Below are 21699 nucleotides of genomic sequence, written 5' to 3'. Positions count from 1 at the left end.
CTGTCAACCGGCGGCCTTGCTTTCAGGGTCGAGCAGCCGGTGCAGATGGACGACGAAATAGCGCATATGGGCATTGTCCACGCTGGCTTGCGCCTTTGCCTTCCACGCGGTGTGCGCGGTTTGATAGTCCGGATAAACGCCAACGATGTCGAGCGCGTCGAGATCGCGGAACTCGGTGCCTCCCAGCTTCTTCAGCTCGCCGCCGAACACCAGGTGCAAAAGCTGTTTCTTTCCGTCTTCCGCGGCCATTTCGGTCCTTCACATATTGTGAGTTTGCGACAGGTCTAGCCCAAAGCTGCCGACTTTGGAACCTTCGATCACGCTTCCGTATCGGCAATGACGCCGGCAAGCACGGTCAGCAGATGGCCGCTGCCGGCGACCAGCGCGCCGTGACGGATGATCTCCCCGGCATAGAGCGGCGCGCGGCCATGGCCGTCGAGCACGGCGCCGCCAGCCTCGCGCAAGATGAGATCGGCGGCGGCGATATCCCAGTCATGCGCGTTGGGCTTGACGAAGGTGGCGTCGAGCGTGCCGTTGGCGACCATCGCCAGCCGGTAGGCGAGCGAGGGAATGTGCGCCGCCCGCCGCACCCGGCCCTGCCATTGCGCCGGCATCAGGTCAGTCAACTGCTTCAGCCCGCCGATCTCGACCGTCTTACCCAGGCCGCGCACGGCAATCGGCTTGCCGTTGCGGAAAGCTCCATGGCCAGGCAGCGCCCAATAGGTTTCGCCCTTGGCCGGACATTCGAGCACACCGGTGAGCGTGCGGCCATTCTCGACCACCGCGACGCTGACGCACCACGAGCGCAGACCTTCGAGGAAGCCGCGGGTGCCGTCTATGGGGTCGACGACAAAGGTGCGCCGCGCCAGAAGCCGCGCCGGATCGTCAGTCGTTTCCTCCGACAGCCAGCCATAGTCCGGCCGGGCCGCCAGCAGGGTATCGCGCAGATAGGCGTCCGCCGCGTGGTCGGCTTCGCTGACCGGCGAGGTGCCGCCCTTCATCCACACTTGCGGGTTTTTGCCGAAATAGCGCATGGCGATCGCGCCCGCCTCGCGGGCGGCGTCGCGCAGCAGATCGAGGTCTTCCGAGGCCCCGGCCGATATGACCGGGTCACGCTCCGGCAAGGGTCATTCCTTCGATCAGCAGCGTCGGTGCGGCAGTGCCGAAATCGCGGTCAAGATCGCTCGCCGGAACCATATTGAGGAACATCGTCTTCAAATTCGAGGCGATGGTCACCTCGGCCACCGGATAGGCAAGCTCGCCATTGTCGATCCAGAAGCCGGATGCGCCACGGCTGTATTCGCCGGTCACCATGTCGACGCCCTGGCCGAACACTTCGGTGACATAAAAGCCGGATTTCAGCGACCTGATCAGGTCTTCCGGCGTCCTGTCGCCCGGCTCGATGGCGAGATTGGTCGAAGACGGCGATACCGACGAGCCGCTGCGCGCGCCGCGTCCGTTGGTGGTCAGCCCCAATTCCCGCGCGGCGGACGTCGACAGGAACCAGTGCTTCAGCACGCCGTTCTCGACCATCAACAGCTTTTCGCCCCCGACGCCTTCGCCGTCGAACGGGCGCGAGGCCTGACCGCGACGCCGCAGCGGTTCGTCGGTGACGGTGATGGCAGCCGACGCAACCTGCTTGCCCATCATCTCGCGCAAAAAACTGGTCTTGCGCGCCACCGAAGCGCCGTTGATGGCGCCGGCGAGATGGCCGGCAATGCCGCGCGCGACGCGCGGATCGAAGACCGCGTTGACCGGACCGGTCGCCGCCTTGCGGGCGCCGAGGCGGCGCACGGCGCGCTCGCCGGCCTTACGGCCGATCAGCTCCGGCGCGTCGAGATCGGAAAAATGCTGGTTCGAGGAGTATTCGTAGTCGCGCTCCATGCCGGTGCCCTCACCCGCAATCACGCTGGCCGAACGCGAAAAGCGCGACGCGACATAGTGGCCGACGAAGCCGTCCGACGTGGCAAGCACCAGCCCGCCGAGGCCTGCGCTGGCGCCGCTGCCGGCCGAATTGGTGACACCCTTGACTGCAAGGGCCGCTTCCTCGGCGGCAAGGGCCGCTTCCTTCAACTGATCGGCCGAAACCTCGGTGGCGTCGAACAGATCGAGGTCGCGCACCTTGCCGACCAGCAAAGCCGGATCGGCGAGACCCTGATAGGGGTCCTCGGGCGAGACTTTGGCCATGGCCACGGCGCGCTCGGCCAATGCCTTGGGGTCCGATGCCGCTGTCGCCGAGACGCTCGCCACCCGGTTGCCGACGAAGACGCGCAGCGAGACATCGTCGCCCTCGGACGCCTCAGTGTTCTCGACCTTGCCCAGCCGCACCGACACGCCGATCGAGCGGCCGCGCACGGCAACCGCGTCGGCGGCGTCGGCGCCGGCCCGCTTGGCAGCCTCGACCAGTGCCGCGACGCGGTCGGTCAATTTCGCTGCCTCTGATGTATCGGTCATGCGCGTGGTCCTGGCTGAAGCCGCGCCGGGCGGTAGCGGCTGTTGCACCATCTATTGTCCCAATGCGGCTTGTGCAATGGCGCACGGGCAATTGTCCCGCTGCGGCATAGCGCCCAAGCGGCCCGCAAAGCCCATCCGCGGCGGCCGCCACAGACGCGCGGCTTGACCGGTTTGTGAGTTTAACCGAGGCCGATTTCCGTCAAGGAGTGGCGACCGGCGTCCAGATCACGTCATCGATCCTCGTCGCGCCCGTTGCCAGCATCACCAGCCGATCGAAGCCAAGCGCCGAGCCGCTGGCTTGCGGCATGATGGCGAGGGCGGCGAGAAAATCCTCATCCAGCGGATAGCGCTCGCCATAGACGCGCTCCTTCTCGTCCATCTCTGCGGCAAAGCGCCGGCGCTGCTCGGCCGGATCGGTCAGTTCGCCAAAAGCATTGGCGAGCTCGACGCCGCAGCAATAGAGCTCGAAGCGCTCGGCCACGCGCTGGTCCTCCGCGCTCGGCCGGGCGAGCGCCGCTTCCGAGATCGGATAGCCGTACAAGATGGTGGCCCGCCCCTGCCCCAGCACCGGTTCGACCTTCTCGACCATTACCCGGCTGAACAAATCGGCCCAGTTGTCATCGTCGGCCGTGCGCAGGCCGGCCTTGACCAGAGCATTATGGAGTGCGGCGCGGTCTGTGCCGCCATCGGCAGAAACGGTGGCAAGAAGATCGATGCCGGCGTAACGCGCAAAAGCTTCCGCCACGCTCACGCGTTCCGGTTCGGCGAACGGATCGGCCTCGCGGCCGCGAAAGCGGAAGGTTTTGGCGCCGGCCCGCTCAGCCGCGAGCTTCAGCAGTTCGGCGCAATCGGCCATCAGGCTGTCATAGGTTTCGTCGACCCGATACCATTCCAGCATGGTGAATTCGGGATGGTGCAAGGGGCCGCGCTCGCGGTTGCGCCAGACGGCGCCCAGGCTGAAGATGCGCCGCTCACCGGCGGCCAGCAGCTTCTTGCAGGCGAACTCCGGCGAGGTGTGGAGATAAAGCGGCCGGCGCGCGCCGTCGGCGCCGATCGCCTCGGTGGCGAAGGCTGAGAGATGCGCCTCGTTGCCGGGCGAAATCTGCAACGCCGCCGTCTCGACCTCGATGAAGTCGCGCTCGCCAAACCAGCCGCGCATTGCCGCAGCTATGGCGTTGCGGGCCATCAGCCGCGGCCGGCGGTCGGCGTGAACATCCGCCGTCCACCAGGGCGAAGCGCCAGTCATGGGTTTGCCGGGCAACGGAATTGCTGACAGGGCTGGCGGTTCGGGCCAAGATGCGCTACGGCGACGGCTCTCGCAGCCGATTTGCGCCGAACGATCGTTTCAGGCCAACGAAGTCTAGGATTGAAAACCGTGGTGAAGGTCATCGCCAGTTCGCTCCGTAAAGGCAATGTCGTCGACAAGGACGGCAAGCTTTACGTCATCCTCTTTGCCGAAAACATCCACCCTGGCAAGGGTACGCCGGTCACCCAGCTCGACATGCGCCGCATCTCCGACGGGGTGAAGGTTTCGGAGCGCTACCGCACCACCGAGCAGGTCGAGCGCGCCTATGTCGAGGAGCGCGAGCACACCTTCCTCTACGCCGACGCCGAGGGGTATCACTTCATGAACCCGGAAAGCTACGACCAGGTCGCGGTGCCGGAAAGCGTGGTCGGCGACATGGCGCCCTACCTGCTCGAAGGCATGGCGGTGCAGATCTCGCAGTTCAACGGCATCGCCATAGCCCTGGTGCTGCCGCAGCGCGCTACTTTCGAAGTGGTCGAGACGGAGCCGACGACCAAAGGCCAGACGGCGTCCTCGTCATACAAGCCGGCCGTGCTTTCCAACGGCGTGCGCACGCTGGTGCCGCCGCACATCGCGCCGGGTACCCGCGTGGTGGTGATGACGGCCGATGGCGCTTATGTGGAGCGGGCGAAGGACTGAGGCGCGAGCGCCGCCGTCCTGGTTGATCCGTTGCATTGCCTTCTGCGGCCGCTGGCTCGATAGTCCTGCCGATGTGGCAGACCTTTGTGACCTACTGGCCTCTGATCCTTGTGATCATTCCGATGCTGATGGCCGCCATCGGCATCGTCCACGCCATCATGACCAAGGAAGACGTGCGCGCCGCCACCGGCTGGGTCGGCGTGATGATCTTGTCGCCGTTCCTTGGCGCGATCATCTATGCCATTGCCGGCATCAACCGCATCCGCCGCGCCACGATCAGCGCCATGCGGCCCGTCGCCGGTGAAGCCGAGACAGCCAAACACGACCACGACATTGCGCTCGAAACACTCATCTCAGCCGAATTCGGCCAGCGCTTTGCCGGCCTGAAGACGCTAGGCGACAGGGTGGCGCGGCGCGCACTGACGTCGGCAAACGCGATCACGATCCTCAGGACCGGCGACGAAGCTTACGCAGCAATGTGCCGGGCGATAGACAGCGCACAGCGCAGCATTCTGCTCGAGACCTACATCTTCGACAATGACGAGATCGGACGACGTTTTGTCGGATCGCTGGCCTGCGCGGTCCGGCGCGGTGTGACGGTTCGCGTGCTGATCGATGCGGTCGGCGTGCGCTATTCCGTGCCCAGCATCCTTGGGACACTCCGGGAAGCCGGCGTCACCGTCGATCTGTTCAACGGCAACATCGTCATGGGCCTGAGACTTCCCTATGCGAATTTGAGGACGCACAGGAAAATCCTGATCGTCGACGGTGTGGTGGCGTTCACGGGAGGCATGAACATCCGCAAGGGATTTTCGGCCGAATTCGCCGGCAGCGCCAGTTCGGCGGATACGCATTTCCAGGTGACGGGGCCGGTCGTGGCCGACCTGTTCGCGGTTGCCGCCGAAGACTGGCGTTTTGCCGGCAACGAGGCGCTCAAGGACGAGGTCTGGCACGTGGCAAAGCCCTCGCCGCCTCCCGGTCAGCCGATCCTGGTGCGGGCGGTGGCGTCGGGGCCGGACGCCAGCATCGAAACCAACCACAAATTGCTGACGGGGGCATTTTCCGTCGCCCGCAAATCGATCCGCATCATGTCGCCCTATTTCCTGCCGGACCGGGAATTTGTCAGCGCGCTGGTCACGGCTGCCCGGCGCGGCGTCGAGATCGACATCGTCGTGCCCGCGGTCAACAATCTCTTCCTGGTCGGCCGCGCCATGACGGCGCAGTACGACCAGGTGCTGAAGCACTATTGCCGCGTCTGGCGTCATGAAGGGTCGTTCGACCATTCGAAGCTGTTGTCGGTCGATGGCGTCTGGGCCTATGTCGGCTCTTCCAACCTCGACGCGCGGTCGCTGCGGCTGAATTTCGAAATCGACCTGGAGGTGCTGGATACCGGCTTTGCCGCCGAGATCGAAGGGCGCATCGGAGCGGCAATCGCTTCCGCCAAACCCGTCACACTCGCAACCCTAAGAGCGCGGCCATTTGTTATCCGGGTTTTTGACCGGTTGTTATGGCTGGGATCGCCCTATCTTTAGAATCAGGACAGATTGAACGCAGGCCTATGGACATAAACGGACGCAGCCTTCCTGAAACAGTGCTCCTGTCGATCCGCGGCAGGAAAGCGCGCAAGGCGAACGCGACGGCGCGCAAGCACATTGAAGGCGCCCAGATGGTGGTCGCCTCCTACAACGTCCACAAATGCATCGGCACCGACCGCAGGTTCGACCCCGAACGCACCGCCCGCGTCATCCGCGAGATCGGCCCCGACGTCATCGCGCTGCAGGAGGCCGACAACCGCTTCGGCGATCGCGCCGGGCTGCTCGATCTTGCCCGGATCGAACACGAAACCGGGCTTGTGCCGGTGCCGGTTTCCGGAAGCGGCAAGGGCCATGGCTGGCGCGGCAACGTGCTTTTGTTCAAGCGCGGCACCGTGCGCGACGTCCATCAGATCAAGCTTCCGGGACTGGAGCCCCGCGGCGCGCTGGTTGCCGAGATCGACCTCGACGAAACGCGCACTCTGCGCGTCATCGCCGCGCATCTCGGCCTGTTGCGCCGCTCGCGTTCGGAGCAGGCCCGCGTCGTGCTCGACATCATGAGCAACCAGGATGAAAGGCCGACCTTGCTGCTCGGCGACCTCAACGAATGGCGGCTGGGCAACCGCTCGGCGCTCAAGACGCTGCACGCCACCTTTGGTTTCACGCCGGCGGCGGTGCCGACTTTCCCCTCAGGCCTGCCGGTGCTGGCGCTCGACCGGATCATGGCCAACCGGCACGGCATGGTCTCGTCGGTGGAAGCCCATGACACGCCGCTGTCGCGGGTTGCGTCGGATCATTTGCCGCTGACGGCGTTCGTCAGCCTGTAACTCATCCGTCCCGCAGCCAGACCAGCATCTCACCGGGTTCACGGTTGTCCCAGGCAAAGTACGGGACGGCGGTGATTTTCGTTTCGCTCACCGCCGGCGGATCGGTGCGATAGAGCCCGGTTTCCCAGTTTTCCTGGGCTTCCTTGCTGGCAAGTGCCGAAAGCGTGACGATGCCGCCGAGCAGGTTCGGCTCGGCATGCGCCTCGATTGTTGCCGTTCGCGGCAGAGCGATCCGATGCAACTGGCCGGCATTGTCGGTCTCCTCGACGCAATAGATCAGCGGACCGCGCGCAAGTGCGACGCGGCCGATGTCCTGACGCACCTCCGGATTGGCGAACAGACGGGCGATCGACATTTCGAGATCGAGTTCGACCCGGTCGCCCTGGCGCCACTCGCGCCGGATCGCGGCATAGCCGTCGCTGGTGATGCCGTCCAGATCGACCGCGGCGCCGTTGACCTTGAGCGCCGCCTTGCCGCACCAGGAGGGGACGCGCAGGTGCAAGGTGAACTCGACCGGCGCTTCGGCTTCGATCCGGATCGAGACCGCGCCATCCCAAGGATAATTGCTGGTCTGAATCAGACTGACCGCCCGGTTCGATATGTCGAAGCGCGCGGTGCTGTCGCCGTAGAGATGAACGGCCAGCGCATCATCCGACAGGGAGTAGAAATAGCTGCCGATGGAGGCGACCATGCGGCCGATATTGGGCGGGCAACAGGGGCAGCGATGCCATTTCCAGCGATTGTGCCTGCCCCGGCTCTCCAACGGGTTCTCGTAGAAGAACAGCGAGCCGTCGAGCGACAGGCCGGAGATCGAGCCGTTGTAGAGCGCCCGCTCCATCATGTCGGCGTAGCGGGCGTTGGGACCCATGCCGAGCATGCGACTGGCCCAGAACACGAGGCCGACCGAGGCACAGGTCTCGGCATAGGCGGTTTCGTTGGGCAGGTCGTAGTCGCTGGTAAAGCCCTCATTGTGCGCCGATGGCCCGAGGCCGCCGGTGACATAGAGGTTCTTGGTGGTGAGATCGTTCCACAGACGGTCGAGCGCTACCCTGAGCGTGTCGTCGCCATATTCGGTGGCGATGTCGGCCATGCCGGAATAGAGGTACATCGCCCTGACCGCATGGCCGACGACCTTGTCCTGCTCGCGCACCGGCTTGTGCGACTGGTTGTACTCATAGGTCTTGAAATGATAGGCCTTCGGGTCGGCGCCGCGCGCACGCGCCTCCTCGTCGAAATAATGCGGCTGTTGCCCGCGCTGGTCGATGAAATACCTGGCCAGGTCCATATATTTCTGCTCGCCGGTCGCCCGCGCCAGCTTGACCAGCGCCAGCTCGATCTCCTCATGGCCGCAATAGCCCTTCTTCTTGCCCGGCTCCGGACCGAAGGTGTCGGCGATATGGTCGACATAGCGGCACATGATATCCAGTAGCTTGCGCTTGCCGGTGGCCTGGTAGTAGGCGACCGCGCCTTCGATCAGATGGCCGGCGCAATAGAGCTCGTGGCAATCGCGCAGATTGGTCCAGCGCTTGCCGGGCTGGATGCGCTGGTACCAGCTGGAGAGATAACCGTCTTCCTGCTGCAGTCTGCCGTACAGGTCGATGACGGCATCGATCTTCGTCTCGAGCGCCGCATTCTTGCGCCGGTAGAGCGAATAGGCCGCGGTCTCGATGGTCTTGCCCCAATCGGAGTCCCAGAACATCTGCGTCGTCACCGTCGAGCCGGTGAAGCCGGGGCTGGCAGCCTCGTCGGGCGACGGCGAATGAAACGGAATGACGACGCCCGGCGAGGGCCGGTCCGGGTCGATCTGCTCCAGCATGCGCGCCTCGACGCAGCGCTCGTAGAGAATGTCGGCGGTGCGCGACGCCACGGCATCGACACGGTCGCCCCAGAAGCCGCGGACATCGACCTGCGGCACCGGCAGCGGGCGGAAGGCGAGTTTGCCGGGCTTGGCGGATGGTTGAACGGTCATCGTGTCACTCCGTTGGATATTGGTCATTTCACGGCGGGTCATTTCACCGCGCCGGCCATCAGGCCGCGGATGTAGAAGCGCTGCAGCAACAGGAAGAGCACCAGGCACGGCACCATCATCACGGTGACGCCCGCCTGCACCGCGCCCCAGTCGATGGCGCCGAAGCGGCCCGACTGAAGCGCCGTCATCATGATCGGCAGCGTGAATTTGGACTGGTCGGTCATCAGCACGAGGGCGGCGAGGAATTCGTTCCAGGCGCCGAGGAAGGCGAACAGCGCGATGGTGACGATGCCCGGCCAGACCAGCGGCAGCATCACCTTCAACAGCATGGTGACATTGTTGGCGCCGTCCATGCGCGCGGCCTCCTCGATCTCGCGCGGCACCGCATCGAAGGCGTTGCGCATCATGAAGATCGAGAACGGCAATTGCAGCGTGGTGTAGACCAGGACCAGCCCGGTCAGCGTGTTGTGCAGGCCGACCTTGGTCAGCACCAGGAAGATCGGCGTCAGGATCGACTGGAACGGGATCATGATCGTCGACAGGATGACGATGAAGAGCACATCCTTCATCGGAAAGCGGAAGCGCGAAAAGCCATAGCCGGCGAGCACACTGACGATCACCGACAGGATCACCGTCATCGAGGCGACATAGAGGCTGTTTTGCGCCGGCAGCCAGAGGCCGTCGCCAAAGGTATCGAGCGTGCGGTAGTTCTCGACCGAGAAGCCTGTCGTCGGCCATGGCGGCAGCGGCGGCTGGCGCGCCTCCTGCGCCGGCTTGAAGGTCGACAGCACGGCCCAGACGATCGGCGCGATGAACAGCACTGAGGCGATCATGCCGGTCGAATGCTCGGCGATCCTGAGCCAGAGGCGGCTGCTGCGGCTTCTTGCCTGCGCCATCAGTCGATGCCCTCCGGCTTGCGCAGCAGCCACAGCTGAACCAGGCTGAGCGCCACCAGGATGGCGAGCAGGATCATCGACAGCGCCGCACCATAGCCGAGCTTGAACGAGACGAAGGACTGGTTGAAGATCCAGTAGACGGCGGTCAGCGTCTGGTTGCGCGGGCCGCCGCGCAGGATGATGTAGAACTGGTCGAAGGCGAGGATCGAACCGGCGATCGACAGGATCAGCGCCAGCGCCAGCGTGCGGCGCATCAGCGGCAGGGTGATGGCGCGAAAGCGCGCGAACGGCCCTGCCCCGTCGATCATCGCGGCTTCCTGCAGATCGGTCGGGATCGACTGCAGGCCGGTCATCAGGATGATCATGGTGAAGCCCGCCACCTTCCAGACGACCATGGCGATGATCGACCAGAAGGCCGGCTGGAACGTCGCCAGGAGGTTGAACTTTTTCGCCGTCAGGCCGAAATCGTAGGCGGCCGGGCTGAACAGGCCGGAATCGACATTGAGCAGCCACGACCACAGCAGGCTGGCCGAGGCGAAGCCGACGACCGCCGGCATGAAGAAGGATGTCCGGTAAAAGCCGGTCAGCCGCCTGGGCTTTTCGATGAACAGCGCCAGCGGAAAGGCGACGGCGAAGATCACGATGGTGACGATCACGGTGTAGTAGGCGGTGAAGCTCAGCGCGTTCCAGAAACGGTTGTCGCGCAGGATCGCCCGGTAATTGTCGAAGCCGATGTAAAAATGCTCGCCCATCAGCGGCCAGTTGTGCAGCGACATCCAGGCGGTCATGCCGAGGGGAATGATGAAGAACACGACGACCAGCGCCACGGCCGGCGCGACATAGAGCAGGCCGATCCACTGCCGGCGGCCGGCACCGACCAGTTTTCTGGCGCGTGGCGGGGTGGTGGTGGTGATGGTCATTTACCCTCCCCCTTGTGGGGAGGGTCGCTGCGCAGCAGCGGGGTGGGGGTGCGGCGCCGGCCCCCCACCCGAACCTGCGGTCCGACCTCGCCGCAAGGGAGAGGTAGGGCGTCGGTGCCATGATTGAGAATGCCAGGGGTCATGCTGCTCTTCCGTTGGATCTCGTAGGGCGGTGGGACACACCTCCCCCACCCCGCTGCTGCGCAGCGACCCTCCCCACAAGTGGGAGGGTAAGGAGCGCCGGCCGCCCGTCCAGGGAGACGGATCGGGCGGCCGGATCAGGACCTGCGACGGCAGGGGCGTCATGCGCCCTCGCCGCCGGCCAGTCCTTATTTCTGCGCCTGGTCGATGATCGACTGCATGGTCTCTTGTGCATTGGCGATGGCGCCATCGACGTCGTCGCCGAAGACAACCTCGTTGATCATCTGCGTCCACGGACCGTTGGCCGAGTTGATCAGGTCGTTGAACACCACGGAATAGGGCGTGCGGCCCTTGGCCATGGCTTCGGCGGCGATCTGGTAGCGCGGATCGAGATCTTTCAGCGCCTCCTTGGCGATGTCGCCGCGCACCGGCAGGCTGCCGTATTTGGCCAGGATGGTCTGGCCTTCGAGCGAATAGGCGAAGTCGAGAAACTCCTTCACCACGGCGAGCTTCTTGGTGCCCTTGGTGACGACGAAATTGTCGCCGCCGGCAAACGAAGACCAGCCGCTGTCCTTGCCCGGCAGGAAGGTGACGCCATAGTCGATATCCGGATATTGCGTGTTGAGCGCGCCGATGGCGAAGGCGCCGGACGGCGAAATGCCGATATTGCCGGTGGCGAAGGCGGCAAAGAAATTGGCGCCGGTGTCGGTCTGCGCGCCGGCCGGCACCAGGTCCTTCTTGACCATCGAGCGGTAGAGGTCGATGGCGCCGCGCAGCTGCGGGCTGTCGAGCGTCGCCTTCGAGCCGTCCTCGGAGAGGATGTCGCCGCCCGAGGCCCAGATCAGCGGCGTGAAGGTGAAGATGTTGCAGCCGCCGCAATTGCCGGAGAAGTAGAAGCCCTTGATGTCGCCGCCAAGCGCGTTGACCTTTTCGGCATCGGCCTCGATCTCGGCCCAGTTGGCCGGCCCCTTGTCGGGATCGAGCCCCGCCTGCTTGAACAGTTTCTTATTCCAGATCAGCACCGAGGCGTCGGCCGAGAACGGCAGCCCGTAAATGTGGTCCTTGTAGGTGCCGGTCTTGACATGCGCCGGCGACAGGCTGGCGAAATAGGGCAGCGATTTCGCCCAGTCGGTGATGTCTTCGAGCTGGCCGGCGGCAGCAAAGGACGGCGTGTAGATCAGGTCGAGCGACAGCGCGTCGGGCGCCGTGCCGCCGGCGGCGGCGGCGCCATATTTCGGGATGATCTCGGCATTGGGAATGATGTCCAGCTTGACCTGGTTCTCATGGCCCTTGTTGAAGGCATCGACGATGCGCGGCATGAAGTTCGAGCCGTCGGCGCGAACCCAGATGTTGGCGGTGTCGGCGGCCATTGCAGGCAAGGCAATGATGCTCGCGGCGAGCGCAAACCCGGTAATCACGGTCTTCATGGTTTTCCTCCTCATGGTTTTGTTCTCCTCCCTGTTGCGGCGCAGATCGCGCCGCGCGTTCTCCTAGCCGTCCGGCGGACGGCCGCAAGACTGACGCACCACCAGCCGGCACGGCAGTTTTCGAATGCCCGGCGCGGCCGGTTGGCCGCCGACGAGCGAAAGCAGTGTGAGGCCGGCCTCGCGGCCGAGCGCTGCCAGGTTCATGTCGACCGAGGTCAGCGGCGGGCGGGTCGCCTCGGCCACGATCTCCCAATTGTCGAAGCCGACGACGCCGACATCGCCAGGCACGTCTAAGCCTCGCTCGCGCAGCGCATCGATGACGCCGCGCGCGATCTGGTCGTTGCCGCAGAACACGGCGTCGGGTCTCGCTCCCTTCTTGTTGAAGAGCGTTGGGCCGTCGAACAGCTTTCCGACGGCTTCATGCCCCCAGGCTTCCGACCACGAGCCGAGCAAGGGCTCGGTGACCGGCAGGCCGTGGGCGGCCAGCACATCGCGAAAAGCCTGTGCCCGCTCATTCACCACGGCAAAACTGGCGGGACCGCTGACATGGGCGATGCGCCGACGCCCGAGCCGGCAAAAATGCTCGACCGCCAGCCGCGCTCCGCCGGCATCGTCGGAGACGAAGGCGATGGCGCCGGGATCGGGCTGGCTGAAGGCGTAGATGACGGGCACGCCGAGATTGGCGAGGTCGACCGGCAGATGGCGGTCGATGCGCTTGCCGCTGGCGATGATGCCGTCGATGCGCTTGTCCAGCATCGCCTCGACATGCAGCTGCGCCAGCCGCGGGTCGTCCTCGACATTGCACATGAACACCGAGACACCGGCGTCGACCAGCGCATCCGAAATGCCCGACATGACCGGCAGCGAAAAGCGGCCATAGGTATCATTGGTCAACAGCCCGACGGTGAAGGAGCGCCGCCGCAGCAGGCTCTGCGCCAGGCTGTTGGGGCGAAAGCCGAGCCGCTGTGCCGTCTCGCGAATGCGCTGCCGCGTCTCGGCAGTCATTCGCCCCTGCCCGTTCAGCGCCTTCGATGCCGTGGCCACACTGACGCCAGCCATCGCCGCCACTTCACGCAGCGTGACGGGTTGTTTGGCGGGTGGTGGCGTGTCGGAGGCCATTGTTGGAATGTCGGTCCTCGGTTGGGAAAAGGTTTTCTCTTACAGGGCTGCGGCGTGTCGAGATGGGCGAACGACGAGTATTGCGAGGTTTGGGAAAACGTTTTCTCAAGAGAGATTAGGATGAGAATTTGGGGATGGCAAGTGGGGATGGTGGAGAATGGTGAGGTGTGGGCGGGTCTACGAAGCGGCCACCCATTAACGACTGCCTAGCGCCACACGGGGACCATCGAGTCATGGCGGGCCGAGCCTGCACGAACTCAGCATGTGCCTGTTCCGGCGTATTGATTGGCTTTCGGAAACTTTGCCGCCGGTTTCGTTCCTCGATGGAATCACTGCCACCGTCTCAGCGGAGAACCCACCGAAGGAGCAAGAAGCCGCACGAATAACTAGTTACTTAATGATTTTTCTATTTCTTAGGCGTATTCCAAGGTAGATGTATTTGCCTCTAGGAGAAGACCCATCCAAATTACTGTGGATAAACAAATAAAGCATTTCTGAGGAGGGGACAGACCCTGCCAACGCGGATACAAGGCAAGCAGCCAACATGACCAAACCGATTCACCCATTTCCCGCTCGCATGGCGCCAGAGATCGCACTGGACGCCTTGTCGGGCTTGCCCGTGGGGAGCGTCGTTCTCGATCCAATGATCGGTTCGGGGACCGTCTGCCGGCAGGCTTCGGATCTCGGCCACACGGCTCTCGGTTTCGACGTGGATCCCTTGGCGGTATTGATGACCCGTATTTGGACCACGCCAGTAGATGACAGTCTCGTATCGGAGATGTCTACCAAGCTCTTTGCGAGGGCAAAGGAGCTCGATCCGGATGAAATCGTGCTGGACTGGATGGACAGCGACCCGGAAACACTCGCCTTTAGCAAATACTGGTTCGGTGATCGCCAGCGCGTCGAACTTCGAAAGTTTTGCTACCTACTTGAAGATTGGAAACGCTCCGCAACAGCAGAGGATCAAAAACACTCCATCGACTTGATGCGCCTCGCCTTAAGCCGCATCATCATCACCAAGGACTCTGGCGCGTCTCTTGCCCGGGACGTTTCGCATAGCCGACCACACAAAGTTACCGACGAAACCAACTACAATGTCTCCGAAGGGCTAGCGAAATCTATTGGACTAATACGCGCTCGTCTTTCGGCAGCACCGCCGTCGGGGAACGTTTACGTCGGACTCGGCGATGCCAGGCGCATGGATAAATTGAAAGATGGCAGTGTCGACGCGGTGTTGACATCTCCACCCTATCTCAATGCGATCGACTATCTGCGCGGCCATCGATTGTCGCTCATATGGCTGGGCCACAAGCTCGGCGATCTGCGAACAATTAGATCTAACGGTATAGGTACAGAGCGCAGCCCAGATACCAAGGACGAGGCCGAGGCCTTTACCGTCGTCCGGCGCTCCATCGGTGACATTGAACGTCTCCCTCCTCGCTTCCAGAATATGATCGACCGCTACGTTCAGGATATCCGGAGTCTGCTCGCGGAGATTTCTCGGGTACTAAAGTTTGGAGGACAGGCAACCTTCATCGTAGGAAATTCGTGTTTACGCGGATGCTATGTTGGCAATTCGAATGCTGTTGCAGCATCCGCAGCACAGGCAGGCCTTTCTTTGATTGCACAGTCCGAACGCGAATTACCAAACGCGAGCAGATATCTACCGCTTACAAGCGATAAGTTGGCGAAACGGATGAGAACTGAGGTCATCCAAACATTTACCCGAAACGCGTAGCCTTGTTTTGTTTCTGCATGTAATTGTAACTGAATTAGTCCTTACATTCATTTATGGCAGGCAGGAGATGGTATGGACGATGAGCAATTCGACCTTGAGGCTATCAAGAGCGCTGCTTCACTGAAGAACCGCTACGAAAAGCAACTCGATGCAATGATAAGCAAAGGGCTGCAGTCGGAATTTGTGAAGGAAGCGGTCGAAGGCTCTTTGAAGAATTTGGCGGGCGGTGGCAAAACTGCCTTTGTCATTTACGGCGATCCTCAGAGTGGGAAGACCGAGATGATGATCTGCCTGACTGCAAAGCTCCTGGATGATGGAAACAAGGTTATTGTCCACCTGATGAACGACAGTGTGGATCTTCTGGCCCAAAACCTGGACCGCTTTAGCACATCCGGCTTGTCGCCAGCTCCCATAAATTCAGTAGAGGCGATTAAGAAGGGCATCTTCGACCAAGAAACCATCATCTTCTGCAAGAAAAATGGACGCAATTTGGCGGCTTTGCTAGAAGCAATCGATGACGCTCGGAAAAAGGGGCAGAGTGTGGACTCGGTTGTCGTCATTGACGATGAAGCCGATTTCGCGTCGCCCAACTCGAGAATTAATTCTGGAACGAAAACGCCAATCAATGATTACATTGATACATTGATCGGCAAGAGTGGCATTTACATTGGGGTTACTGCCACACCTGCCCGCCTCAATCTCAACCATACCTTCGACAACAAGCCTGAGCATTGGGTGCGCTTCCCCGCCCACACCTACTATACAGGTCAAGATACGTTCTTTCCGCAGAACCTGGAAGCTCCAGTTGATTTTCGTAGGATATGGCTCGCAAACGGTGGGAGCGAGACAGAAGCGCGCAGCGCGATCATCCGCTTCTGTGTAACCGTGGCACATCTCAACCAAGGCGATGCATCAGATAATTATTCAATGCTTTTCCATACCAGTGGCAAGAAGGCCCAGCACGAAGTCGACACCGCTACAATCGAAAAGCTTATTCAGGATTTACGTGGCCATGCGGGGCCCGTATTCGAGGCACTAGCAAAGGAAGCGTTCGATGCTGCAAAGCAACTTTATCCGGCTGATTCCGCCAATGCACTAGCAGCCTATGTCATCGGAAACATCTCAAAATCCAGACTCTTCGTGCTGAATAGCACCCGAGACAGGAATGCGCTAACCGGCAGCGCAACCAAACCGAGTTCGCCATTTACCTTTTACGTTGGCGGCAACATCGTCTCGCGAGGCGTCACGTTTGATAATCTACTATCAATGTTCTTTACTCGTAACGTGGCCAATAAACTGCAGCAGGATACTTATATCCAGCGCGCTCGAATGTTTGGTGCCCGCAACAAGTATCTGAAACATTTCGAACTTTCGATACCACAGGCTCTCTATAACGACTGGCAGCGCTGTTTCGTTTTCCATCGCTTGTCGTTGAGATCGATCGAAAACAAGCTGCAAGCTCCAGCATGGGTTGGAGACAAGCGGATCGCCGTCGCCGCACCCTCAAGCATAGATCAGACTACAGTTCAAGTTGATAAGGGCGAAATGTCATTTGCAATGTTTGCATGGGACCCGCAATTGGATGACATAGCGGCAGCAGCGCCCCATTCAATCACTTCGTTGACTGCTATGCAGCAAATCGTGGGGGAGGAAGGGTTGCCCTCGTATCTGATCGAATTTCTCCAGCAGTATGACGATCAGGGGAAGTTGGCTATCCACACCTCATATCAGCTTCAGCGTTATCAGGGCGAGGTAATGGACAAAATTGAACGTCGGCAAGGCTTTCTAGGCAACAACCAGCTCGAACCAGTGAAATTTCCAGACGGAATTCATCACGTGAGAATTATCCGCAACTCTTCCGCAAAGGCGCGTGTGTTCTTCAAAATCAAGGACTCCACCTTTACCAAGCAAGCTGTATAGGGTCATGTCAATCAACTCGGCAATTTCGTAGTCATCGCCCACAAACATGAAGACCGAGATTTATTTTATTCGTGCTATCGGAAAACGCGGCGAGCAACTGCTCGAGGCCGTGGACCGAAACGGGTATTTTGCGGAAGCTGTCGATGATGATCTACATCGCCGCGGCGGTCCGTCACTTCCATGCCTCATGAGTTTCAAAAATGGACGCATTACTCACTTCGGTTCCCTATTTGTTGGGAATAAAGCGGCTGAGGGATCCAAGCGCGTTAATGTACGGGACCTTCGGCGACTAGACACGGAAATCCGAACTGCCCATTTAGTGGAATTGATTTCACCTCGCTTCCAACGAAGGGTCCAGGAGCGCCTCCGCAGTAGTGGTCTCATCGCGGACGAAGCCGCAACCATTCTCACTGAAGCAATTCGATCGTTGAACCCCAGTCTCGCTAGGCAGATCGAAAGGTTTGCGCAGGATTGGGGCCGCATCAATGCACTATCGCGGCGGGAAAAGCATGCCTTGGCCGTTGAAAAGGAGATGGTTGCGGCGGCTCTATCGTTTGCCGGCATCGATCGGGACGAACTTCGGGACTGGTCGCTGCCGCATAGACCCGGTAGTTCCTTCCTCGATGGTCTACCTCAGGTCAGACTGCGTGAAGATGCAATGGTCATGAACGACATGACCAATGTTCCGGGTTTCGAGTATGTGAGAACCGTAGCTAGGTCGGCAGCCGTTTTTGAGAACGGCAACACGCGCCTGACCGTCGTTTTGGCAAACCACTTGGCAATTGAAGAGCAATTGGGCGGTGATCTAATTTATTACAACGAGACGTTAGGCGCCTTTACCATCATTCAGTACAAAGCAATGGAAATGGGCGAGAATAACACGGCAATCTTCCGGCTGCCGGATAGAAAGCTTTCGGAGGAAATCGGTCGAATGAAGGTTCACCTAGGCGCCCTGCAATCCTGCAGGCCCAACGATCTTCCCGAGGGCTTTCGGCTCTTAGAGAACCCTTTCTTCATAAAGCTTTGTCCCAGAATTGATTTCGAGGCTGGCGAAACTGGGTTGATAAAAGGGATGTACCTGCCTTTGGATTTCTGGAATCTGCTCGAAGCCGACTCGCGCAAGGTTGGATCACGTGGTGGTAGGTTGATAACGTTCGAGAACGTTGGTCGATATTTTGACAACACGAGCTTCATCTCCTTGGTTGCAAATGGTTGGATCGGCACCTCCATCTATCAATCAGCGCTACTTCGTCCGATCGTGAGGGACCTCGTAGAAACTGGGCGTCCATTTACCGTCGCCGTAGCCGCCGATACTACAGGGGTGCAGCCTTGGTCATCGCCTAGGGCAGGACTGATCGATCCTGCACAATGACTGACAAATAAGGTCGGTATCCGCCATTGGGGCAACGCCAGAGGGATCACACGAATCGAGCGCCCGAATTTTCGACGTCGCCGGTTGGGTGAACTGGCTGTTGACGATGATCGGCCGCAGGCGCCGAACATGTTATTGACCGCATCTTAGGAAAACCTCGTCGGCCGAACGCCATATCACGCCCGACGTACGCTGCGTTGCCGCCGCAACTTCAGCCAGGGCGCCAGATGAAAGGCGCTTACCAGCAGGCACACCGGCACCGTGCCGCTGAGCGGCGAGGACCCGCCCATGCAAAGCATGGCTGCCTAGCCTCTGAAAATATACGTCAGCACCTCCATGAGCGCGAAAATCGGCTCTGCTGCAAGCGATAGAAAATCGGGCTGCGCCCTGGCCTGCCTCGCCGGCGCCGTCTGCATGAGGCTCGCTCTCTCTCTCCCTTGAGCTACGGAGGGCCGCCGCCCCCCGCAAGGGTCACAAGAGCCGGGCAATATCCCCGCCCAGACACACTCCAGAAACAAAATTCAACAGTTCGGAAAAACCGGCGAAAAGATCGGGTGGCATAAGCTTCCCAGTCGGGATTCCGGGTTCTTCCTTTTTTGGACCTCCACCAACAAAATCGCAGCGGCGGCGCGGTGCCTGCTGCAGCGGCGGCATGAACAGCCGGGCGATGCCCAGGTAGAACCTGCCATTTGCCAATGTCAGCTTCAATCCAAACAGTCCCTGCGGTCAGATGCCATGGCGGAGCGCGTCGATGATCACCGCCATCGCAGGGGAGAGCTGTCGCCTGCTCGGATAGTAGAGGTGATAGCCGGCAAATGGCGGGCTCCAGTCGTCAAGCACGAGCCTGAGGCGTCCCTCGGCGATGTGGTGGCTGACGAGGTTTTCCGGGACATAGCCGATCCCGAAACCGCTTGTCGCAGCCTCGATCATGGGAATGGACGAATTGAAGGTGAGTTGGCCTTCCACCCGCACACGAAGGTCGCGGCCGTCCCTGGCGAATTCCCACACATACAGTCCGCCGAACGTCGCCTGCCGCATATTGATGCAGTCGTGATCGACCAGGTCCTGGGGCGCGGCCGGAACCGGATGGCGGGAAAAGTAGTCCGGCGAAGCCACGGCCACGAGCCTCCAATCCGGCCCGATGCGCACTGCGATCATATCCCTGTCGATGCTCTCGCCGAGCCGCACGCCTGCGTCGAAGCGCTCCTCCACAATGTTCTTCATGCCGTTGTCGCTGTAGAGCTCGACGCGCACGTCGGGATTGTCGTTGAGCAAGGGCTGGAGCTTCGGCCAGACGGTCGTCTGGAGCGCATGGTCGGACAGGGTGATGCGGACCGTTCCGGAGGGCTTGTTGCGAAACGCCACCAGGCTTGCAAGGTCGGATTCGATTTCCTCGAAGCGGGGAACGAGAGATTGGAATAGTCGCTCGCCGGCCTCGGTCGGAGAGACGCTCCGCGTCGTACGCGTCAGCAGGCGGACGCCAAGGCGAGCTTCAAGCTCCTTGATTGTCGAACTCAGGGTCGACTGCGAGGTTCCGAGCTTTGCCGCCGCCCTGGTGAAACTGCGCTCCCTGGCGACCGCCACGAACCAGAGCAGATCCTTCATGCCATCGCGCTGCATAGGGCACCTCCCGCCGGACATTCATATCATGAGCAGATAAGTCCATGCGGATTACTTAGTCTACTTAAATGGGTTCCCCTGCAATATCTTCTGGCAGCGACGGGAATTTGCGGCTGATCCGTCCGGCGCTTTGCCAGGATGCCAATCATGGAAACCACATACGACACAAGGCTTGTTGAAAACCGCGCCGCATGGGGCGCGGTGTTGTCGATGGCGCTGTGTGTTTTCGTGCTCATCGCATCGGAATTCATGCCGGTCAGCCTGCTGTCGCCGCTAGCGGCCGATCTCGGCATCACCGAGGGCCGGGCGGGACAGGCGATCTCGATTTCGGGCGCTTTCGCCGTCGTGACCAGCCTGCTGGTCGCCGGCCTCACGCGCCACATCGACCGCCGACTGGTCGTGACCGGCTTCACCCTCCTCCTCATCGTGTCCGGTCTGGCTGTCACCTTCGCGCCGAACTACGCGTTGCTCATGGTCGGCCGGGCGCTGCTCGGCATCGCGATCGGCGGGTTCTGGTCCATGTCGACCGCGATCGTCATGCGCCTCGTGCCGCAAGACATGGTTCCGAAGGGTCTCGCCATGCTGAACGCCGGCAATGCCATTGCGGCCACGATCGCCGCGCCGCTGGGCAGCTTTCTCGGCGCCTATGTCGGCTGGCGCGGCGCTTTCTTCCTCGTCGTGCCATTTGGTCTCCTGGCGCTGGCCTGGCAATGGACAAGCCTGCCGGCGCTGCCGCCGCGCCGCAGGAATCGTGCCGGCAACCCGCTGGCGCTGCTCGGCCGTCTTCGCATCGCCACCGGCATGGCGTCGATCATGATGCTGTTCATGGGTCAGTTCGCGCTCTTCACCTATCTGCGGCCCTTCCTCGAGAACGTCACCCGGCTCGATATCGCCGCCCTCTCGGCGGTCCTGCTGGCGATGGGGCTGGCCGGGGTGCTCGGCACATGGTGCGTCGGCCGGCTTTTGCGCACGCGTCTGTTCAGCATCCTCACCGTCATCCCGCTGGTCATGGCTGCGCTGGCCGCCGCGCTCATCGCCTTCGGTGCACTCCCGGGTCCCACAGCGCTGCTGCTCGTTGCCTGGGGCTTCTTCGGCATGGCCGCGCCGGTTGGTTGGGGCACGTGGCTCAGCCGAACATTGCCGAACGACGCGGAGGCCGGCGGCGGGTTGCAGGTAGCCGTGATCCAGCTCGCCATCACCGGCGGCGCGGCGATCGGCGGCACGCTGTTCGATACGGTCGGCTGGTGGGCACCGTTCACTCTGGGCGCGCTGCTGCTCTGCGGATCGGCGCTCGCCGCCCTCGCCGCAGCGCATATGGCCCGGAGGTCTTTGCCATGACGATCGAACGTGCGCCGCTCAGCCGCCGGACATTGCTCGGCGTCGCGCTCGCGGTGGCGGCCCTGCCTCGCACAGCCGCCAGCCAGGAAAGCCAATCTCCCGTCAGCCAGGAGCCCACCGAAATGAAGATCAGGATGGTTTTCAACGGCCGCATCATGACCGCCACGCTCTACGACAATCCCTCGGCGCGCGACTTCTTCTCCATGCTGCCGCTCGACCTCGAGATCGATGACTACGCCCATAACGAGAAGATCGCCTATCTGCCACGCAAGCTGACCGAGGAGGGAAGCGGCCCGTTCGCCGACGAGCAGCCCTATGACCTGTGCTATTTCATGCCCTGGGGCAACCTGGCCATGTTCTACGCCGACTACCGCCATCCCGGGCTGATCAGGCTTGGCCGCTTCGACGAGGGCGAGCAGGCCCTGCACATTCGCGGCAAATTCCCGCTTCGCATCGAGCGCATTTGAGGACGCAAAGGAGA

Annotated in this window: 19 protein-coding genes; 8 read left to right on the top strand and 11 right to left on the bottom strand. The window is 61.6% G+C overall.

What is annotated here, in order from left to right:
* Window positions 1-3: 3 nt before the first annotated feature.
* The 4 genes from NKJ78_RS00885 to epmA form a co-directional block, all read right to left on the bottom strand.
* Window positions 4-249 (bottom strand): DUF4170 domain-containing protein, encoded by a 246-nt coding sequence (locus tag NKJ78_RS00885; RefSeq protein WP_023682943.1) that lies wholly within the window; start codon window positions 247-249, stop codon window positions 4-6.
* A gap of 68 nt (window positions 250-317) precedes the next feature.
* The gene (locus tag NKJ78_RS00880) at window positions 318-1124 is read right to left on the bottom strand and encodes a 3'(2'),5'-bisphosphate nucleotidase CysQ (RefSeq protein WP_352562294.1); all 807 of its coding nucleotides are present in this window, start codon (window positions 1122-1124) and stop codon (window positions 318-320) included.
* Entirely contained in the window at window positions 1111-2454 is a 1344-nt protein-coding gene (locus tag NKJ78_RS00875) for a TldD/PmbA family protein (protein ID WP_023739245.1), read from the bottom strand. The genes NKJ78_RS00880 and NKJ78_RS00875 overlap by 14 nt, the downstream gene beginning before the upstream one ends.
* 199 nt (window positions 2455-2653) lie before the next feature.
* The gene (epmA, locus tag NKJ78_RS00870) at window positions 2654-3700 is read right to left on the bottom strand and encodes an EF-P lysine aminoacylase EpmA (protein ID WP_023739244.1); all 1047 of its coding nucleotides are present in this window, start codon (window positions 3698-3700) and stop codon (window positions 2654-2656) included.
* Window positions 3701-3829: 129 nt separating this feature from the next.
* On the opposite strand from epmA, the gene efp reads away from it, so the two are divergent.
* The 3 genes from efp (at window position 3830) to NKJ78_RS00855 (ending at window position 6758) form a co-directional block, all read left to right on the top strand.
* The gene (gene efp / locus NKJ78_RS00865) at window positions 3830-4399 is read left to right on the top strand and encodes an elongation factor P (RefSeq protein ID WP_023682947.1); all 570 of its coding nucleotides are present in this window, start codon (window positions 3830-3832) and stop codon (window positions 4397-4399) included.
* A 71-nt stretch (window positions 4400-4470) separates the two neighbouring features.
* Window positions 4471-5931 (top strand): phospholipase D-like domain-containing protein, encoded by a 1461-nt coding sequence (locus tag NKJ78_RS00860; RefSeq protein ID WP_023739243.1) that lies wholly within the window; start codon window positions 4471-4473, stop codon window positions 5929-5931.
* A 26-nt stretch (window positions 5932-5957) separates the two neighbouring features.
* Window positions 5958-6758 (top strand): endonuclease/exonuclease/phosphatase family protein, encoded by an 801-nt coding sequence (locus tag NKJ78_RS00855; RefSeq protein WP_023739242.1) that lies wholly within the window; start codon window positions 5958-5960, stop codon window positions 6756-6758.
* 1 nt (window position 6759) lies between these two features.
* Here the strand turns inward: NKJ78_RS00855 and NKJ78_RS00850 are convergent, their stop codons facing one another.
* From NKJ78_RS00850 to NKJ78_RS00830, 5 genes are all read right to left on the bottom strand, one after another.
* A complete protein-coding gene (locus NKJ78_RS00850) occupies window positions 6760-8727 on the bottom strand; it encodes a glycoside hydrolase family 127 protein (protein ID WP_352460539.1) in 1968 nt (655 codons plus the stop codon).
* Window positions 8728-8765: 38 nt separating this feature from the next.
* Window positions 8766-9623 (bottom strand): carbohydrate ABC transporter permease, encoded by an 858-nt coding sequence (locus tag NKJ78_RS00845; RefSeq protein ID WP_023712775.1) that lies wholly within the window; start codon window positions 9621-9623, stop codon window positions 8766-8768.
* On the bottom strand, window positions 9623-10543 hold the full coding sequence (locus NKJ78_RS00840; protein WP_023682952.1) for a carbohydrate ABC transporter permease: 921 nt from the start codon (window positions 10541-10543) through the stop codon (window positions 9623-9625). Before NKJ78_RS00840 ends, NKJ78_RS00845 begins: the two co-directional genes overlap by 1 nt.
* Window positions 10544-10872: 329 nt before the next feature.
* Window positions 10873-12111 carry an ABC transporter substrate-binding protein gene (locus NKJ78_RS00835; RefSeq protein WP_023689585.1) on the bottom strand — a complete coding sequence of 413 codons (1239 nt, stop codon included), beginning with the start codon at window positions 12109-12111 and terminating at the stop codon, window positions 10873-10875.
* A gap of 63 nt (window positions 12112-12174) precedes the next feature.
* Window positions 12175-13230 (bottom strand): LacI family DNA-binding transcriptional regulator, encoded by a 1056-nt coding sequence (locus NKJ78_RS00830; RefSeq protein WP_352460538.1) that lies wholly within the window; start codon window positions 13228-13230, stop codon window positions 12175-12177.
* Window positions 13231-13774: 544 nt separating this feature from the next.
* Here NKJ78_RS00830 and NKJ78_RS00825 point away from each other — a divergent pair.
* The 3 genes from NKJ78_RS00825 (at window position 13775) to NKJ78_RS00815 (ending at window position 18260) form a co-directional block, all read left to right on the top strand.
* Complete coding sequence (locus NKJ78_RS00825) at window positions 13775-14968, top strand: hypothetical protein (RefSeq protein WP_352460537.1); 1194 nt, start codon at window positions 13775-13777, stop codon at window positions 14966-14968.
* A gap of 72 nt (window positions 14969-15040) precedes the next feature.
* On the top strand, window positions 15041-16888 hold the full coding sequence (locus NKJ78_RS00820) for a Z1 domain-containing protein (protein WP_352460536.1): 1848 nt from the start codon (window positions 15041-15043) through the stop codon (window positions 16886-16888).
* A gap of 46 nt (window positions 16889-16934) precedes the next feature.
* On the top strand, window positions 16935-18260 hold the full coding sequence (locus NKJ78_RS00815) for a hypothetical protein (RefSeq protein ID WP_352460535.1): 1326 nt from the start codon (window positions 16935-16937) through the stop codon (window positions 18258-18260).
* A 471-nt stretch (window positions 18261-18731) separates the two neighbouring features.
* Here NKJ78_RS00815 and NKJ78_RS00810 read toward each other — a convergent pair whose 3' ends face one another.
* Entirely contained in the window at window positions 18732-18968 is a 237-nt protein-coding gene (locus tag NKJ78_RS00810) for a hypothetical protein (RefSeq protein WP_352460534.1), read from the bottom strand.
* A gap of 18 nt (window positions 18969-18986) precedes the next feature.
* A complete protein-coding gene (locus NKJ78_RS00805; RefSeq protein WP_352562293.1) occupies window positions 18987-19880 on the bottom strand; it encodes a LysR family transcriptional regulator in 894 nt (297 codons plus the stop codon).
* Window positions 19881-20027: 147 nt separating this feature from the next.
* Here NKJ78_RS00805 and NKJ78_RS00800 point away from each other — a divergent pair, with 147 nt between their 5' ends.
* Together NKJ78_RS00800 and NKJ78_RS00795 are read left to right on the top strand one after the other, a co-directional pair.
* Window positions 20028-21218, top strand: a complete 1191-nt coding sequence (locus NKJ78_RS00800) for an MFS transporter (RefSeq protein WP_352460532.1) — start codon at window positions 20028-20030, stop codon at window positions 21216-21218.
* Window positions 21215-21685, top strand: a complete 471-nt coding sequence (locus NKJ78_RS00795; protein ID WP_352460531.1) for a cyclophilin-like fold protein — start codon at window positions 21215-21217, stop codon at window positions 21683-21685. Before NKJ78_RS00800 ends, NKJ78_RS00795 begins: the two co-directional genes overlap by 4 nt.
* Window positions 21686-21699 lie beyond the last annotated feature (14 nt).

Source organism: Mesorhizobium sp. M0037 (genome assembly GCF_040323635.1).
GTDB lineage: Bacteria > Pseudomonadota > Alphaproteobacteria > Rhizobiales > Rhizobiaceae > Mesorhizobium.
The sequence above is the reverse complement of the archived record's forward strand: the minus strand, read 5'-3'. Positions and strand labels throughout refer to the sequence as shown.

Bases quoted from the DNA above. Each gene is read 5' to 3' on its own strand.
- NKJ78_RS00885 (WP_023682943.1), bottom strand. From the start codon at position 249: ATGGCCGCGGAAGACGGAAAGAAACAGCTTTTGCACCTGGTGTTCGGC.
- NKJ78_RS00875 (WP_023739245.1), bottom strand. From the start codon at position 2,454: ATGACCGATACATCAGAGGCAGCGAAATTGACCGACCGCGTCGCGGCA.
- epmA (WP_023739244.1), bottom strand. From the start codon at position 3,700: ATGACTGGCGCTTCGCCCTGGTGGACGGCGGATGTTCACGCCGACCGC.
- NKJ78_RS00860 (WP_023739243.1), top strand. From the start codon at position 4,471: ATGTGGCAGACCTTTGTGACCTACTGGCCTCTGATCCTTGTGATCATT.
- NKJ78_RS00855 (WP_023739242.1), top strand. From the start codon at position 5,958: ATGGACATAAACGGACGCAGCCTTCCTGAAACAGTGCTCCTGTCGATC.
- NKJ78_RS00850 (WP_352460539.1), bottom strand. From the start codon at position 8,727: ATGACCGTTCAACCATCCGCCAAGCCCGGCAAACTCGCCTTCCGCCCG.
- NKJ78_RS00845 (WP_023712775.1), bottom strand. From the start codon at position 9,623: ATGGCGCAGGCAAGAAGCCGCAGCAGCCGCCTCTGGCTCAGGATCGCC.
- NKJ78_RS00840 (WP_023682952.1), bottom strand. From the start codon at position 10,543: ATGACCATCACCACCACCACCCCGCCACGCGCCAGAAAACTGGTCGGT.
- NKJ78_RS00835 (WP_023689585.1), bottom strand. From the start codon at position 12,111: ATGAAGACCGTGATTACCGGGTTTGCGCTCGCCGCGAGCATCATTGCC.
- NKJ78_RS00830 (WP_352460538.1), bottom strand. From the start codon at position 13,230: ATGGCCTCCGACACGCCACCACCCGCCAAACAACCCGTCACGCTGCGT.
- NKJ78_RS00825 (WP_352460537.1), top strand. From the start codon at position 13,775: ATGACCAAACCGATTCACCCATTTCCCGCTCGCATGGCGCCAGAGATC.
- NKJ78_RS00820 (WP_352460536.1), top strand. From the start codon at position 15,041: ATGGACGATGAGCAATTCGACCTTGAGGCTATCAAGAGCGCTGCTTCA.
- NKJ78_RS00815 (WP_352460535.1), top strand. From the start codon at position 16,935: ATGAAGACCGAGATTTATTTTATTCGTGCTATCGGAAAACGCGGCGAG.
- NKJ78_RS00805 (WP_352562293.1), bottom strand. From the start codon at position 19,880: ATGCAGCGCGATGGCATGAAGGATCTGCTCTGGTTCGTGGCGGTCGCC.
- NKJ78_RS00800 (WP_352460532.1), top strand. From the start codon at position 20,028: ATGGAAACCACATACGACACAAGGCTTGTTGAAAACCGCGCCGCATGG.
- NKJ78_RS00795 (WP_352460531.1), top strand. From the start codon at position 21,215: ATGACGATCGAACGTGCGCCGCTCAGCCGCCGGACATTGCTCGGCGTC.